Annotated in this window: 13 protein-coding genes, 1 pseudogene and 1 riboswitch; of the genes and pseudogenes, 5 read left to right on the top strand and 9 right to left on the bottom strand. The window is 44.9% G+C overall.

Annotation, left to right across the window (positions count from 1 at the left end):
- Positions 1 to 133 precede the first annotated feature (133 nt).
- From alr to acpS, 3 genes are all read right to left on the bottom strand, one after another.
- Positions 134 to 1,294 (bottom strand): alanine racemase, encoded by a 1,161-nt coding sequence (gene alr, locus J9317_RS01465; RefSeq protein ID WP_211555929.1) that lies wholly within the window; start codon positions 1,292 to 1,294, stop codon positions 134 to 136.
- Between the two features lie 139 nt (positions 1,295 to 1,433).
- Positions 1,434 to 2,444 carry a LolA family protein gene (locus J9317_RS01460; RefSeq protein WP_211555927.1) on the bottom strand — a complete coding sequence of 337 codons (1,011 nt, stop codon included), beginning with the start codon at positions 2,442 to 2,444 and terminating at the stop codon, positions 1,434 to 1,436.
- A gap of 115 nt (positions 2,445 to 2,559) precedes the next feature.
- A complete protein-coding gene (acpS, locus tag J9317_RS01455) occupies positions 2,560 to 2,925 on the bottom strand; it encodes a holo-ACP synthase (RefSeq protein ID WP_211555925.1) in 366 nt (121 codons plus the stop codon).
- 84 nt (positions 2,926 to 3,009) lie between these two features.
- Between acpS and J9317_RS01450 the strand changes: the two are divergent.
- A pseudogene (locus J9317_RS01450) lies at positions 3,010 to 3,594 on the top strand (rhomboid family intramembrane serine protease); the annotation flags it as partial.
- A gap of 72 nt (positions 3,595 to 3,666) precedes the next feature.
- On the opposite strand, the gene J9317_RS01445 reads toward J9317_RS01450, so the two are convergent.
- From J9317_RS01445 to J9317_RS01420, 6 genes are all read right to left on the bottom strand, one after another.
- Positions 3,667 to 5,169, bottom strand: coding sequence for a PH domain-containing protein (locus J9317_RS01445; RefSeq protein WP_211555921.1), 1,503 nt, complete (start codon positions 5,167 to 5,169; stop codon positions 3,667 to 3,669).
- Entirely contained in the window at positions 5,159 to 5,638 is a 480-nt protein-coding gene (locus tag J9317_RS01440; protein WP_211555919.1) for a PH domain-containing protein, read from the bottom strand. The genes J9317_RS01445 and J9317_RS01440 overlap by 11 nt, the downstream gene beginning before the upstream one ends.
- Positions 5,639 to 5,881: 243 nt before the next feature.
- Positions 5,882 to 7,384, bottom strand: coding sequence for a degradosome RNA helicase CshA (gene cshA, locus J9317_RS01435; protein WP_431190662.1), 1,503 nt, complete (start codon positions 7,382 to 7,384; stop codon positions 5,882 to 5,884).
- 191 nt (positions 7,385 to 7,575) lie between these two features.
- Positions 7,576 to 8,301 carry an alpha/beta hydrolase gene (locus J9317_RS01430; RefSeq protein ID WP_211555916.1) on the bottom strand — a complete coding sequence of 242 codons (726 nt, stop codon included), beginning with the start codon at positions 8,299 to 8,301 and terminating at the stop codon, positions 7,576 to 7,578.
- A gap of 122 nt (positions 8,302 to 8,423) precedes the next feature.
- Positions 8,424 to 9,797, bottom strand: a complete 1,374-nt coding sequence (locus J9317_RS01425) for a UDP-N-acetylmuramoyl-tripeptide--D-alanyl-D-alanine ligase (protein WP_211555914.1) — start codon at positions 9,795 to 9,797, stop codon at positions 8,424 to 8,426.
- Positions 9,798 to 9,884: 87 nt separating this feature from the next.
- The gene (locus tag J9317_RS01420) at positions 9,885 to 10,976 is read right to left on the bottom strand and encodes a D-alanine--D-alanine ligase (protein ID WP_211555912.1); all 1,092 of its coding nucleotides are present in this window, start codon (positions 10,974 to 10,976) and stop codon (positions 9,885 to 9,887) included.
- A gap of 197 nt (positions 10,977 to 11,173) precedes the next feature.
- On the opposite strand from J9317_RS01420, the gene J9317_RS01415 reads away from it, so the two are divergent.
- The 4 genes from J9317_RS01415 to msrA all read left to right on the top strand — a co-directional run bounded on the left by J9317_RS01415 (position 11,174) and on the right by msrA (position 14,902).
- The gene (locus J9317_RS01415; RefSeq protein ID WP_035404359.1) at positions 11,174 to 11,491 is read left to right on the top strand and encodes a thioredoxin family protein; all 318 of its coding nucleotides are present in this window, start codon (positions 11,174 to 11,176) and stop codon (positions 11,489 to 11,491) included.
- A gap of 312 nt (positions 11,492 to 11,803) precedes the next feature.
- Positions 11,804 to 11,918, top strand: a riboswitch (SAM riboswitch).
- Positions 11,919 to 12,010: 92 nt separating this feature from the next.
- Positions 12,011 to 13,246: a carboxylate--amine ligase gene (locus J9317_RS01410; protein ID WP_211555911.1), complete on the top strand. Its 1,236-nt coding sequence runs from the start codon at positions 12,011 to 12,013 to the stop codon at positions 13,244 to 13,246.
- A gap of 16 nt (positions 13,247 to 13,262) precedes the next feature.
- Positions 13,263 to 14,309 (top strand): LLM class flavin-dependent oxidoreductase, encoded by a 1,047-nt coding sequence (locus tag J9317_RS01405; RefSeq protein WP_211555909.1) that lies wholly within the window; start codon positions 13,263 to 13,265, stop codon positions 14,307 to 14,309.
- 62 nt (positions 14,310 to 14,371) lie between these two features.
- Positions 14,372 to 14,902, top strand: a complete 531-nt coding sequence (msrA, locus tag J9317_RS01400; protein WP_211555907.1) for a peptide-methionine (S)-S-oxide reductase MsrA — start codon at positions 14,372 to 14,374, stop codon at positions 14,900 to 14,902.
- The last annotated feature ends 79 nt before the right edge of the window (positions 14,903 to 14,981 follow it).

Here is a 14,981-nt window from a genome sequence, read left to right as displayed (position 1 = left end):
AAACTTGCACACCCGTTATTCCATTCCATAGTCAATCATACCACTATTGATGCGAGAAGCAAACTATTTTCTAAATAATCTCTTAATGCCAGCAGCATGATTGATCCCCATCTATCAGCCTTTTTTCAGCCGATTATGATTGGATAATGGGGTTCCTAACTTCCATTATACTCTTATTTCGCAAAAACATACGGGGGACCCTGGCCGACAAAATACAAGGAACTTCGTAATTGATGGTTTCCAGACGCCCGGCGATTTCATCAATTGGAATATATTCTTCTGATTGTCTTCCAATCAGGGTAACTTTTGTTCCAATCGGCATTTTTCGAGGAAGTCGAATCATGCACTGATCCATGCAGATTCTGCCGACTATCGGCACCCTCATTCCGTCAGCAAGCACTTCGGAATCCTTCAGGCGCCGGATCCATCCGTCTGCATATCCGACAGGAAGTGTTCCGATCCATTCATCTTCCAGAGCTGTATAGGCTGCCCCGTAGCTGACTTTTTCACCTTTTGCTATTTTCTTAACGTGAACCAGTTTCGTATGAAGAGACAGGGCTTCTTCCAATGGATAGGGCATTTTTTCTTTGAGCTCCACCGAAGGGGCAAGACCATACATGGAGATTCCAAGCCTTACAGTATTGAATATCCGGCTCGGAAATCTTAATCCGGCCGCACTGTTTGCACAATGGATCATCCATTCCGGATCCGCAAGTCCATCAATCAATTTTTCAAAAACTGAAAACTGATATTCCGCGTAATCAGAATCCAGTTCGTCAGCTGTTGCAAAATGCGTGAAAATCCCGGCGATTTTCATTCGATCAGATTTTCGGACAAACTCAATCACTGCCTCCAGCTCTTCTCTTTTTGTGATGCCAAGGCGTCCCATGCCTGTATCCAGCTTGATATGGAAAGTAAGCTCTCCTTCAGCTGCATATTTTTCTGCCTGCATAACCCAATCGAGAGATACCGCAGTCAGCATAAGATCATAATCGATGCTGATTTGTACATCCTCAGGCCGTGATGCTCCAAGGACAAGAATCGGCGCGCGCATTCCTTTTTTCCGGAGCGCAATTCCTTCATCCATAAATGCAACAGCCAGCATATGAGCTCCCGCCTGGAGGGCTGTTTCAGCCACCTCATAATCTCCGTGTCCGTATGCATTCGCTTTGACGACTGCAATCACGGTACCATCCTCACCAAGATGCTGGATCATGCTCTTTACATTATATTCAATGGCGTCTAAATTAATTTCCGCCCAAGTATCCCGATAAAAAGAAAGACCCTCATTCATTCCCTACACATCCTCTGACAAAATTCATGCTATAGAAGATTATCCGACTATGAACAGGCTCTTGTCAAACGGATTAAAGCGGTGCATTCCCTTATACAAAATTTAAGGAAGGCGCGAATCGCACCTTCCTGTTTTCGCATTATTTTGCAGTTTGTCCTTGAACCGACCTCGCGGCATTCATCATTTCTTCAGGAGTCATATCCTCTGAAGCAATCATGTACTCCACTCCCTCCGAAGTCCAGGAGATGGAATTTTCACTAATTGCACCGACTGTAAATCCTAAATCGGCCGGATCCCCGTTGACCGTCACAGCCTTGGCTGAAGAGGAAACTCTGGCTCTTTCCTGAATCATCGTAAAGTTCTTCTTGCCCGCGAACGTCATAACGATTCGCTTGCCATTGTTTGTTTCAAGCTCTTTTTCCTGAATCAGCTTGACTCCCTCCGGCATTTCCATCGGATATTTAACAGCAAAAGGCTCTTTATCCACCGGCGCGGCAGCCGGAAGGTCCATCATGCCGAATGACATGTTTTTCTCCATATTGAAGGAATCTTTATCGAAGGAAGGGTTGAATTCAAAGTCTTTAAATTCGACCGTGACTAGGGCATTGCGATCCGGATCCATCACTTTTACACTTGCAGGTGACAAATCCTTCTTATTGAACGTTATTTCCTGCATCGGCAGCATGGAATTGTTTTGATAGTTGGTTTTCGTTTCAAATACATACTGTTTTTCCGTCGCTTTAAAGACCGCTGCTTTGTCAGAAATAATATCTTTCACTAAAGATTCGAATAGATATGCCTGACTGCTGTTTTTCGGCCAGTCGCTTTGGAAACGGAAGCTTTTGTTGAGAGAAGGTGTCAGGACATATACGCCTTCCTCATTGCGCAAGATCATCTGGCTTTGCTCTTTTGCAGGATTTTTCAGGTTCACACGGTAGAAGGAGGGCTCCTTGTACCAGATTTCCACGTCATAGACTTGAGGTTCGCTGCCCGTCTGAAGCGTCATTTTCGCATTCGTTTTATAGCTCTCAAGATCCTCAACCTTCTTATCCAGCCCTTTCACTACGTCATTCTGGGATTTGTTTCCGCAGGCAGACATTAGAAAGACAGCTATCAGCCCTACCAGCAATAAACTTAAGCTTCTTTTCACCCTTTTTCAGCCCCTTTGCTTTATCTCACAAAAAAGTGTAAGAAAAACAGTGCCAAAACACTTGTCTCTCCCATTCCGATACAAATATATGAGACAGACAGGGTGAATATGCAGACTAGCTTGACAGGCTCTCGATGATAATCTGGGCAGCGGCGTATTCCTTCGTGTGGGTAATGGACACGAAAATCCTTGCGTCCCGAAATCCTGAGGCTATAACAGCGGGCTTTCCGCTGTTCTCTTTAATAATTTGAATGTCTTGAAAGCTCAGGGATTCTCCGATGCCTAGTCCGGTCGCCTTCGCAAAAGCTTCCTTGCAGGCAAACCGGCCGGCTAGAAACTCCGTTTTGCGGACGCCTGTTAACTGCTCATAAATTAGCAATTCATCTTTGCCTAAAATTCTTTCAGAAAATCGCGGCTGGCGATTTTCCAGACCCCGAATCCTTTCTATCTCTACTATATCTAACCCAATCCCCGTAATCATCCATTTCTCCTCTCCATTTCCCTTGTACTATTCATCGTCCTGTTCCATATAAATGAACTAAACATTTAAAGGGGGCGAGTCCAATTGTTTATCAGAACTGAAAGCTTTTCTTCATTCATAGCCAAATTTCCGCTGACCACCTTCATTATAGGACTGCAGATCCTTCTATGGGCATTTTTTTCACTTCCATTCAAGGATGCCCCTTACTGGTTTTCACAAGCTGACGGATTCAATGCCGCCATATCAGACGGACAGTGGTGGAGATTGATCACACCGATTTTTCTTCACGCGAGCTTTACTCATTTGCTTTTTAACACTCTATCCCTTATATTATTCGCTCCTGCACTGGAAGAATTGCTTGGAAAAGGACGTTTCGCACTGATTTACCTAGGATCAGGCATCGCCGGAAATGCGGCTACCTATTTCATTCAGCCTCCTGATTACAGCCACGTCGGTGCTTCCGGAGCTATTTTCGGCTTGTTCGGCTGCTACCTTTTTATGGCCTTTTTCCGAAAAAGCAGAATTAGTCAGGCTAATGTGCAGGTTCTTGTTATTATTCTAGCCCTAAGCCTTCTCACATCATTCTTTTCCCCTTCCACCAATGCTGTCGCCCACTTTTTCGGATTGGCGGCTGGATTTGGACTGGCGGCCATAATTCTAAAAAAAGAAGCGTTTGCCCACTATACACCTTATAGTGAAAGCAAACGCGCAAAGCCAGTTAAATGGGACTGGAAAACCATTTTAGCCGCTGTACTCGTCCTCCTGGCCTTGCTCGGAATCATCGCCAGCATCACTTGATAGACGATTTGAATACCACTCATAAATCCGGCTGCCGTCTTCAAGCTCCAGGTCCTTTACCGAGAAATGGGCTCCAAATACATTCGACATGACAGCAGTCGCTGCTGTTGCAAGGGAGCCCTGCTTTTGGAAGATATTCTGGTTAATCTGAACCTGCTGCATTCTCTTTTTAGGCAAAATAACAGAGTATTTACTGATTGCCCTTGCATGGAGGGTCAGTTGCTCCCCATCTACGGCATACCCTGAATCTTTATAAGCCCAGAAACCGAACAATGCAAAAAGCGGGAGAAGGATAAGTGAAAACCATCCCCAGTGCGGAAATAAAAAATTTAATATTCCAATAGGGACTAGGGAAGGCCACGTATACCTTATGACGTATTTTCTTAATGCCCTCTTGGGAACCGGGATTTTTTTCATGCTGTACGTATATTCAGGAAGGAATTCCTCCAGCAATTTTACAGCTTCCTTTGTTTTAACAAATGGAAAGATAGCTGCTGAGAGGCCGTCATTATCCGCCTTGCCACTCGCACATATGAGCTGTACAGTGGCATATCCGAGAGGCTGCCTCAGCGGATTTTCCGTAATTTTCACCGCCTGAATTCGCCTAATCGGGATTGTGAGCTGGTTTTTTTCAATCAGCCCGCGCGATATAACGAGTTCATCTCCTGTTTTTTCAAGCATAAACCCAGAATATTTCAAGAGGATCCCCGCTATACTGAGGAGCCAGGCGATGAAAAATCCAAGGAAAATAACGAAGGCCAGAAACGGCACACCTGAATGGGACAAAAATTCAAATCGCTTCAATATAGAGTCCATCGGCAGCACTTCATCAAGCTGAGATCCGAATGCAAAAATCGCAGACAAAACGACGCCTATTCCGCTGCTTGTCGCCGCCCCGATGAGCAGCTCTTTCCGCGTCATTTTGTAGGTCAGTTTTTCATTCGCCGGAGCCGTCCGCTCCTCAAACAGTGCTTCCCCTGAATTCTCAGCCTTTATCACGTTCTTCCGTTCATTTAAGGCCTGCTTTATAGCTGCCGCTTCACTCTTGGAAATAGCGGTCAGTTCAATTTCTGCTTCCGCCCCGCCGCTCGCTGTTTCAATTTCCAGACGGACAAGTCCGAACACCTGCTGAATGATTCCAGCTCGGGTATTGATGGTTTGAACTCTTTCCACAGGGACGAACCGCTTTTGCTTCACAAAAAGGCCTTGTTCAATCCGAAGCTCATCCTCTTCAATCCGGTAAGTAAACTTGAGCCATCTGATAACACTGAATGCAATCAGCAGGAGCAAAAAAAGCCCCGCACCTGCATACATCAGCACTCCAAGAGGGCCATCTCCTCTATTCGCAAAAATAAAGATGACAAGCGGAATAATCATTTCTTTTAACAGCTTAATAAAATTAATAATGGCTGCTGCCGGATGGAGGCGTTTCGGTTCAGACATCATCGTCCGTCACCCTTGCCAGTTTTGAAATTGAATCCCTTAGGCGATCTGCCTCTTCCATATCCAAGGCGGGAATTTCGTGTTTTGTAGCGGCCGTTGAAATTTCCACAGATGCCAGCTTATATTTTCTGAGCAGCGGCCCCTGCTTCGTATCCACGTGCTGAACTCTCACCATCGGGATAATGGTTCTTTTTACTGTGAGCCACCCATGCTGCAAATCAATTTCTTGCTCATGAACCTCGTACCTCCAGAACTGCTGCCTGTACATAGGAACAAGCCAAACGGTAAAAATCATGTATACGGCAGTCACTGCGATTCCAATGGCGGCCGTCCATAAAGGCCAAATCCCAAAATAAATAAGAAGGCCAATTCCTATGTCTGCCAATATAAAAATGGCAGAGGTAATGAGGCCGGTTATTTGCCAAACGGTTTTTGCCTTCAAGCTTATTTGATTTTGCGGTCTTTCTCTCAATTTTAATCCGCCCCCTTTTAAAAATCTTCTGTATGTACTGCTAAAAAGGAAGAAAAAAGTTCCTCTATTTTAAAGTTTCTTCCATTTAAGTATATAGGGATTCATCTCCAAAATCTATTTCGAAAACGTTGCTGCTGTCTGCTTTTGGAGACTCGTTTTCCGCTGGCGGTGACACGCCTGCAAAAAAACCCTTCTGGAAAGCCGCAAAAAAACAGCACCCGTCACCAGGGTGCTGTTTCTGAATTAGTTGGAATAAGATTTGCTTTTGCTGCTGCTGCTTCCGCTGCCGCTTCTTCTTTGCTGTGAACGGCCTTTATCGTTGTACGAACGGTTGCCTTTTTTAGCTCCGCCGCTGCGCTGGCTGTTATAGCTGCCGTTGCTGCGGTTGCGGTTTCCGCCTGAACCTTTTCCGCCTCTTTTAGAGAATGCAGGAGGCTCATCCGTCAATTTGATTGGAGTTTGATCTGGCTCTTTTGTCATAAGCTTGATCGCTGCTGCTACAATCACTTCGGAATCGAATTCTTCAAGAAGCTGTGTTGCTGCTTTCGAATAGTAGGAAAGGTTTCCTTCTTCAATAACAGAACGGATCTTCTCAGAAGTCATCGTTTGCTGTCCTTCAAGTGCCTGATCAAGAGTTGGAGGCGTCATTTTGTCCATTTTGCGCTTCGTTGTGCGCTCAATGCTTTTCAGCATATCCATTTCTCTTGGTGTGATGAACGTCATCGCAATACCTGTTTTACCTGCACGGCCAGTACGTCCAATACGGTGAACGTAGCTTTCCGGATCTTGAGGCACATCGAAGTTGTAAACGTGTGTTACACCGGAAATATCCAGTCCGCGTGCAGCAACGTCAGTCGCTACAAGAACATCGATGTTTCCGCTCTTGAATTTACGAAGAGCTGACATCCTGCGAGCCTGGCTCAGGTCACCGTGAATTCCTTCAGCTGTATATCCGCGAAGGTTAAGAGCCTCAGAAAGCTCATCAACACGGCGCTTTGTACGGCCGAAAACGATTGCCAGCTCTGGAGATTGGATATCCAGAAGGCGTGTAAGCACATCGAATTTTTTCTTTTCATGCGTATCAATGTAATATTGTGTAATGTTTGGAGTTGTTACTTCTTTCGCCTGCACTTTTACAAGCTCAGGATCTTTCATGAAGCGCTCAGCGATGCGGCGGATCGGATCCGGCATTGTTGCTGAGAACAATAGTGTTTGGTGATTTTCAGGCACATTAGATAGAATGGATTCGATATCTTCGATGAATCCCATGTTCAGCATTTCATCTGCTTCATCCAATACAACGGTATGAACTGTTTCCAGTTTCAGCGTTTTACGGTTAATGTGGTCAAGCAAACGTCCAGGTGTTCCTACGATGATATGAGGGTATTTCTTCAGCGCGCGGATTTGGCGGCTGATGTCCTGTCCTCCATAGATAGGAAGAACGCGGGCACGCTTGAAGTAGCTTAATTTATATAGCTCTTCTGAAACTTGAACCGCAAGCTCGCGTGTTGGAGCAATAATGATTGCTTGGATGTTTTGATCTTCTGTGTTGATTTTTTCAATAAGCGGCAAGCCGAACGCAGCTGTTTTACCAGTACCGGTTTGCGCCTGTCCAATGATGTCCTTGCCTTGAAGGCCTAGTGGAATTGTTTGTGCTTGAATGGGAGTTGCTTCTTCGAATCCCATTTTGTTAATTGCCTTCATTGTACCTTCGCTTAAACCTAGATCTTGGAACTTTGTATTCAAATTTATTCATACTCCTTTATTTATCTAGTCTTCGCAGACTTAGTTATAGTCTTCACAGACTTAGTTATCCCGTTCATACTTCATTAAGAAGCCCGTAAACACTTAAATTCAATCATAACACGATATGCAGGTTAATACAATCAGGCAAAAAATTCAATATTTTATCCCCTATGCTGCTAAAGTAAATCCCTTTATACCTGCTCCTGTTGATTGCTTTGTCTGCGAGATGTGGAAATACCCAGAAAATCCCCTGTCTCATTTGCCAGCTCTTCAAAATCCTCTCCGTGACAAACGAGGTGTGCAGATGAAGGCAGAAAGCAGAGTTTCTTCTCCTTCGATCCAATTCTCCTATATAAGTAATGGGCGCTCTTAATAGGAACAATACCGTCGCATTCGCCCTGCACAATCAAGACTGGAATGGTGATTCCGGGAAGTCTCGGCTTTACGTAATTAACAAGCTTTCTAAACTGGAATGCAGCCAATATCGGTGTTTCCGTTACTTTTTTCCTGTAGCGCATATATACTTCATTTTCTTCCAGAAGTCCCCTGAATTTATCCTCAATGATACACCTGACATCTTTCATAAACTGCCGGGGATTGACATAATAAGCTGCAGCACTTAGAAGAACCAATTTACTTACCGGATATTTGGCAGCAAGGTAAGAAGCAATCATTCCCCCCATTGAAAACCCGATGACATACACTTCCGAACAGGCTTGATATAAATTTTCCAGCTCCTGCTCTGCACATTCAATCCACTTCTGAAAACGAATTCCTTTTAGTGATCCCGCTTCTTCGTGGCCTGGAAGACAAGGTGTTCTGACCTCCCAATCCGTATGCTTTCTCAAATAATCGGCAAGCGGTTCTACTTCATACGGGGCACCTGTAAAACCATGAATACATAGACAGCCAATCATCTTATCCCTCCTGAATCCAGCCCTTTATTAAGCATTACCCTTCAAGAGAGAAATGAAAAGATGATTTTGGCTCTTTTTTTGAATCATATGGTTTTAGTATAGCCCAAATTTCATGAGATTTTTCAGTCTTGCTGAAGTGCTTCTACCGCCTCTTCAAGCTTCATGCCTCTTGATGCTTTTACGAGAAACAGATCGCCTGGGCGGGCAAATTTTTTCACAGCTGAAATAAGCTCTGCTTTATCGGTAAAGCTTTGAACCTTCTCATTAGGGAGGTTCTTCCTTACTCCTGCAGCAATAAATTCTCCCAGCTTCCCATACGTAAAGACATGGTCCGTCTTGCCGGCACTTACATGCTCTCCTGTCTGCTCATGGAATTCTGCTTCCTGATCGCCAAGCTCCAGCATGTCACCCAGAATGAGGATTTTGCGTGAATATCCTTTTAAGTCCTCTGTCAGTCTGATCGCCGCCTTCATGGATGTCGGGCTCGCATTATAAGCATCATTAATAACAGACCAGCCTTTAGAAGATTTTAACAGCTCAAGGCGCATTGCTGTCATGGCAAGTTTGCTCAAGCCACTTTTAATCGCATCATCCTTCATTCCAAAGTGGCGGGCGACGGCGATCGCCGCCAGGGCGTTCCAAACGTTGTGTTTGCCAAGTACCGGGATCGCAAACCGTTCCCCTTCAGGCTGTACAGTAAATTCCACTCCGGCATCGGATTGAACAATATCTGATGGGTATAGGTTATTTTCCTCAGTCTCGCCGAAGGTCATTGTTTTTCTGTTTAATGCTGGGACTCTCTCCGTTAATAGCGGTTCATCTCCAAAGTAGAAAAGTACCCCTTCCTCCTTCAATCCGGAAGCAATTTCAAGCTTTGCTTCAGCAATCCCCTCACGGGAACCAAGGTCCATTAGATGGGATTCTCCGATATTTGTAATAATGGCTGCATCCGGCTGGGCAAGCTGGGAAAGGAATTCAATTTCCCCTTTTGAACTCATGCCCATTTCCAAAACGGCTACTTCTGTATCCTCAGGCATTGCAAGCAATGTGAGCGGAAGGCCGATATGATTATTAAAATTCCCCTTGGTTTTATGTACGTTAAATGACGGGGAGAGAGCAGATGCAAGCAGGTCCTTTGTTGTCGTTTTGCCATTGCTTCCAGTAACACCGGCAACCTTGACGTTCAGCTGTTCTTTGTAGGCTTTCGCCAGCTTCTGAAGAGCTGCAAGCGTGTCTTCAACGAAGATAACAGGGGCATCAGCAGGAGGATTAAGTTCCTTTTTTGCCCACAGAACAGCAGCTGCTCCTTCGCTGAGTGCCTTTTCCGCAAAGCGGTGTCCATTAAAGTTCTCTCCCGTTATCGGGATAAATAAAGAGCCTGGCAAAACGCTGCGCGAATCGGTTGAAACACCGGCAGCTGACCGGTCCTCATATTGTGCGGCAAGCCCTTCGCCTCCAGCCATTTTCTGTATATCTTTAAGCGTTCTCTGAATCATGCAGGTATTCTCCCTTCTAAATCGAGATAGGCCGGCTCCTCGTTGCCTGCCTGTTATGGCAAACGCGGATAAGCCAGCCCTCCTTTATTAAAACGTGTGTCTGATCTGCTGTTTTTCTTCGTGGCGTTCAATGGCAAGTGAAACGAGCTTTTCAATGAGCTGAGGATACTCCAGACCCGTATGCTTCCAAAGAAGCGGGAACATGCTGTATGGGGTAAAGCCCGGCATCGTGTTCACTTCATTAATTAAAGCTCTTCCGTCTTCAGTAAGGAAAAAGTCGGCGCGCACAAGTCCGGCACCGTCGATGGCTTTAAAAGCAGCAATAGCCATTTTTTCAATCATTGCATATTCTTCTTCCGTTACTTTAGCCGGAATCATCATGTCTGTATCGCCGTCCACATACTTCGCTTTATAATCATAGAATTCTTTTTTCGGAGCGATTTCTCCTGTAACGGAGCATGCAGGCTCATCGTTTCCGACTACGCCAATTTCAATTTCACGTCCAATGATTCCTTCTTCGATAATGATTTTGCGGTCATAGGAGAATGCTTCCTCAAATGCAGCTTCCAGTTCTTCGCGGTTTTTGCATTTGCTGATGCCGACACTGGAGCCAAGGTTGGCAGGTTTGACAAAGCAAGGATAGCCCAGTTTGGTTTCTACGTTAGTATATGCCGTTTCCGGATCTTTTTTCCACTCACTGCGAATCAGCCAAACGTATTCAGCCTGCTCAAGTCCGGCTTGCGCAAACAGATTTTTCATTGCTACTTTATCCATTCCTGCTGCAGAAGCAAGAACCCCGTTTCCTACGTACGGAATATTCATTAGTTCAAGCATTCCCTGAATGGTGCCGTCTTCCCCATTAGGTCCATGAAGAAGCGGGAAAATTACATCAAAAGGCTTCTCTGAATTATCGCCGTTAGTGGACGGGAATAAATCTGTGTTCAGTGCAACAGGCAAAATCGCTTCACTAACTTCATGTCCAAGCTTTAGAGCGGCTGCATTTGAAGCAGGTTCGTTCAGCTGTTCCCCGCGAATCCATTCGCCTTTTTCCGTAATATAAATAGGATGTATATCAAATTTGCTGAGATCAAGAGCCTTGATTACAGCAAGGGCTGTTTGCAGAGAAACTTGATGTTCTGCGGATTTCCCTCCGTATACGAGGCCAAGTTTAATTTTCATTATTTATTTCCCCCTCAATCTTTCAGGTGCAGTCATTTTTTAATCACTCTCACCATTTTATCACCTTCCGGCATTTTTGTTATAGATGACCCTGTTTTTATCTCAAAAGATTCGTATCGCATTATTTTTTTATGCATAGCGAATTAGTCGTTAAATGACGCAGTTTGTATTAAAATAAGGGCAGGAGGGATTTTCACATGGAAAAAATTACATCATCCGAGCAGTTTCAGCAGCTTATTTCAACAGATAAGGAAGTTTTAATTAAATTCTTCGCAGATTGGTGTCCTGATTGCACCCGAATGAATTTCTTCATCGATGAAATCATCGAAGAATACAAAGAATACCAATGGTTTGAGATCAATAAAGACGAATTTCCTGAGATTGCCGAGCAGTATCAGGTAATGGGGATTCCAAGCATCCTGATTTTTAAAAACGGTGAAAAGCTTGGCCATCTTCACAGTGCGAATGCCAAGACACCTGAACAGGTACAGGAATTTCTCGCGGAAAAACTTTAAGCACAAGCTCTTGCTTGTGCTTTTTTGATGTGCATCTTCGGAATAAATAACCACCGCAGATTATTCACCCAAATCTCAAACAGATAAACCCACTCTGCGGTTATGAACCTCATAGACACAGCTTTATACACATTTTCTCAAAGCGGTCCTTTCAATCGTCATTCCTCGTTAAAATCAGTGGAAAAGAACGTTTATTTTCCAGGAAATAATCTATCTCTCCCCTGCTCGACATCTTTATTCCCTAAAATCCGGAGTGTCCAGTTCTTGACAAACTGGTCCTTCGGTCATATGATGTATTTTAATTAAATAGTACTCTTATCCAGAGAGGCGGAGGGACATGGCCCTGCGAAGCCTCGGCAACGGATCACGATTTTTGTGAAACCGTGCTAATTCCTGCAGACACATTCATGTGTTTGAAAGATGAGAGAAGAGCCGGTCTGCTTTTCAGATTGTTCCACCCCTCTTCTGCTCATGAAGAGGGGTTTTTTGCGGTTTTTATGAGATAAGGAGATGGGTAGATTGACAGATTTTCTTATAAGAGGAACACAATTATGGAACCAGTTAAAGACACTTCCGCAAGATAAGCATCCTGCTGTTATTTTCAACTCCCATATCACAGGGTTGGCTATTTCCCGGGCCCTGGGAAAGAAAGGCATCCCCATTATCGCCCTGGACAGGGATGGACGGGCGGTTGGGCTTCAATCTAAATATGTTCATACTGCCGCTTTATGTCCCAATCCATTTACTGAAGAGGCGGAATTCATCAGTCTGCTGTTGGAAATCGGACGGAATCTCCCTCAAAAGGGTGTATTGTTTCCGTGCAATGATGAATGGGTGCTGCTCGTCAGTAAACACCGGACCGAGCTTGAAAAGTATTTCTTATTCCCGTTTGCTGAGTGGGACAACGTTGAATCTCTGTTAAATAAACGGAAGCTTTATAAAAAAGCTGCTTCCTTAGACATTCCGATCCCTGCAACGTGGTATCCGGAAGAGTTTTCAGGAGAATATCCTGACGATCTTCCTTTTCCATGCATCGTAAAACCTGTGGAACAGCGCAGTTTTTATGAAGCTTTTCAGACGAAGGCTTTTACTGCAAACAGTACGGAGGAGCTCACCGGCATACTGGCCAAAACAGCCAGCCATGAGGTTGTGATCCAGGATATCATCAGTAGCTCTCTTTCAGACTTTTATTCTCTTTGCACCTATACCAGTATGGACGGGGAAATAAAAGGCCAGTTTACCGGCAGAAAGCTTGAGCAATATCCTTTGAACTTCGGAACGGGCTGTCTTGTAGAGTCTGCTGAAGGCGGCCGGTTTGTCTCTTACGGAGCTGAAATATTAAAAGCGCAAGGGTATTACGGAATTGCGGAGACAGAATTCGTATATGACAAACGGGATGACACATATAAATTACTGGATGTGAATACACGAGTTTGGAAATGGATCGGACTTCCGATTTTCTCCGGAGTTAACCTGCCTCTTCTCGCTTATAACGAAGTGACCGGGTTGAAAGGAGAATCCCAATATCCAGTATTGGACTATTCAAAATGGGTATATTTCGATGACTATTTAAAGGTTAAGCAGGAACGTCCCGGTACTTTCCATGGGCACCTGTCCGATTCCGAAATGGCTTCGGTGCTCTTCGGGGAAACCTCCACACATATAACAGAAGCTGTATTTTCAGCTGAAGACCGCGCACCTTCTGTACAGCAAGTGAAAAATAAATTCAATCAGGGGTATATATGCCCGTGCTAGGAAAGGTGTGAGTGGGATGAAATACGGATTTTGGCTTCCCCTTTTCGGGGGCTGGCTTAGAAATGTTCAGGATGAAAAGATGCCTCCTACATTCGACTATGCAAAAAAGGTCATTCAGTCAGGAGAGAAATGGGGCTATAGCACAACTTTGATTGCAGAGCTTTATTTAAACGATATTAAAGGCCCGGAATACGATTCGCTTGAAGCGTGGACAACGGCAGCGGGACTTGCCGCAGTCACTGAAAAAATTGAAATTATGACGGCCATCAGACCGGGCTTTCATAACCCCGCAGTGGCGGCCAAGATGGCGGCCAATCTTGATCAGATGAGCAATGGCCGATTTACGTTAAATGTCGTCTCCGCCTGGTGGGAAGAAGAAGCGAGACAGTACGGAGGCATTTTTACCGAGCATGATGAGCGCTACAGCCGGACAGAGGAGTTTGTTGAGGTCTTGAAAGGTCTTTGGACGGAAGATTCATTCTCCCATAAAGGAAGGCATTATGAATGCAAAGAAGCAAAGCTTTTCCCGAAACCAGTTCAAAAACCGAATCCGATCCTGTATGCAGGAGGGGAAAGTCCGCGCGGAAAAGAGACGATTGCCCGCTATTGCGACGCTTATGTGATGCACGGGGGAACGGTGGATGAAATCCGTTCAAAAATCGGAGAAATGGTTCGTTTAAGAGAAACCGTGAATGAAAATCCATTCGCCTCCTTTGGAATGGCCGCATACGTGATATGCAGGGACTCTGAGGAAGAGGCGGCAGAAGAGCTCGCTCGCATAACCGATGTAAAAGAGTCCTCCGCTTACGCAGGCTTCAAAGATTTCACAAGCAAATCCCAGCTTGAACAGCAAATCCAGCTTCAGGATTATTCGGTTTCAAACCGGGGACTGCGCCCGAATCTAGTCGGAACCCCTGAACAGATTGCAGAGCGGATCATCCAGTTTGAAGAGGCAGGTCTTGATCTGCTGCTGCTCCAATTTTCACCGCAGCTTGAAGAAATGGAGCGTTTTTCTAAAACAGTCATGCCGATTGTGGAGAGAAAGAGGACCGCAGTTCAATAAACTATACACCAGTGTCTAATCAGATTTATACTGTGGGAAAGATTTTTAAGGAGGAATAAAACATGACAGCAACTCAACTAGAAACGGCTACATTCGCAGGAGGCTGCTTTTGGTGCATGGTGAAACCATTCGACGAGCTTCCCGGCATTCACGGCATTGTATCCGGCTATACAGGCGGACATAAAGAAAACCCGACCTATGAAGAAGTAAAAGCTCAAACAACCGGCCATGCGGAAGCGGTGCAGATTCAATATGATCCCAGTCTTTTTCCTTATGAAAAATTGCTGGAGCTTTATTGGCAGCAAATTGACCCGACGGATGATGAGGGCCAGTTTATTGACCGGGGCGAGTCATACCGGGCGATTATTTTCTATCATACGGAAGAGCAGCGGCAGGCAGCCGAAGCCACTAAAAAGGAACTGGCGGAAAGCGGTAAGTTTAAGAAACCGATTGTTACGCCAATCAGAGAAGCAAGTACATTCTACCCCGCTGAAGAATATCATCAGGATTTCTATAAAAAGAATCCTGAAAAATACAAGCAGGAACGAGTGGAATCCGGCAGGGATGTTTTTGCAAAAGAGAATTGGAAATAAGGTGCGGGAAACCGCACTCTTTTTTATTTTCTCTACATGATTCCTTCGTTTTTGGAAAAATTAGGTGGTAGTACATAAA

The sequence above is a fragment of the Metabacillus flavus genome (genome assembly GCF_018283675.1).
In the GTDB taxonomy this organism is placed as follows: Bacteria; Bacillota; Bacilli; order Bacillales; family Bacillaceae; genus Metabacillus_B; species Metabacillus_B flavus.
This window is presented reverse-complemented; position numbering and strand designations above follow the sequence as displayed.

Bases quoted from the DNA above. Each gene is read 5' to 3' on its own strand.
- alr (WP_211555929.1), bottom strand. From the start codon at position 1,294: ATGAATGAGGGTCTTTCTTTTTATCGGGATACTTGGGCGGAAATTAAT.
- acpS (WP_211555925.1), bottom strand. From the start codon at position 2,925: ATGATTACGGGGATTGGGTTAGATATAGTAGAGATAGAAAGGATTCGG.
- J9317_RS01445 (WP_211555921.1), bottom strand. From the start codon at position 5,169: ATGATGTCTGAACCGAAACGCCTCCATCCGGCAGCAGCCATTATTAAT.
- J9317_RS01430 (WP_211555916.1), bottom strand. From the start codon at position 8,301: ATGATTGGCTGTCTATGTATTCATGGTTTTACAGGTGCCCCGTATGAA.
- J9317_RS01425 (WP_211555914.1), bottom strand. From the start codon at position 9,797: ATGATTCAGAGAACGCTTAAAGATATACAGAAAATGGCTGGAGGCGAA.
- J9317_RS01420 (WP_211555912.1), bottom strand. From the start codon at position 10,976: ATGAAAATTAAACTTGGCCTCGTATACGGAGGGAAATCCGCAGAACAT.
- J9317_RS01415 (WP_035404359.1), top strand. From the start codon at position 11,174: ATGGAAAAAATTACATCATCCGAGCAGTTTCAGCAGCTTATTTCAACA.
- J9317_RS01405 (WP_211555909.1), top strand. From the start codon at position 13,263: ATGAAATACGGATTTTGGCTTCCCCTTTTCGGGGGCTGGCTTAGAAAT.
- msrA (WP_211555907.1), top strand. From the start codon at position 14,372: ATGACAGCAACTCAACTAGAAACGGCTACATTCGCAGGAGGCTGCTTT.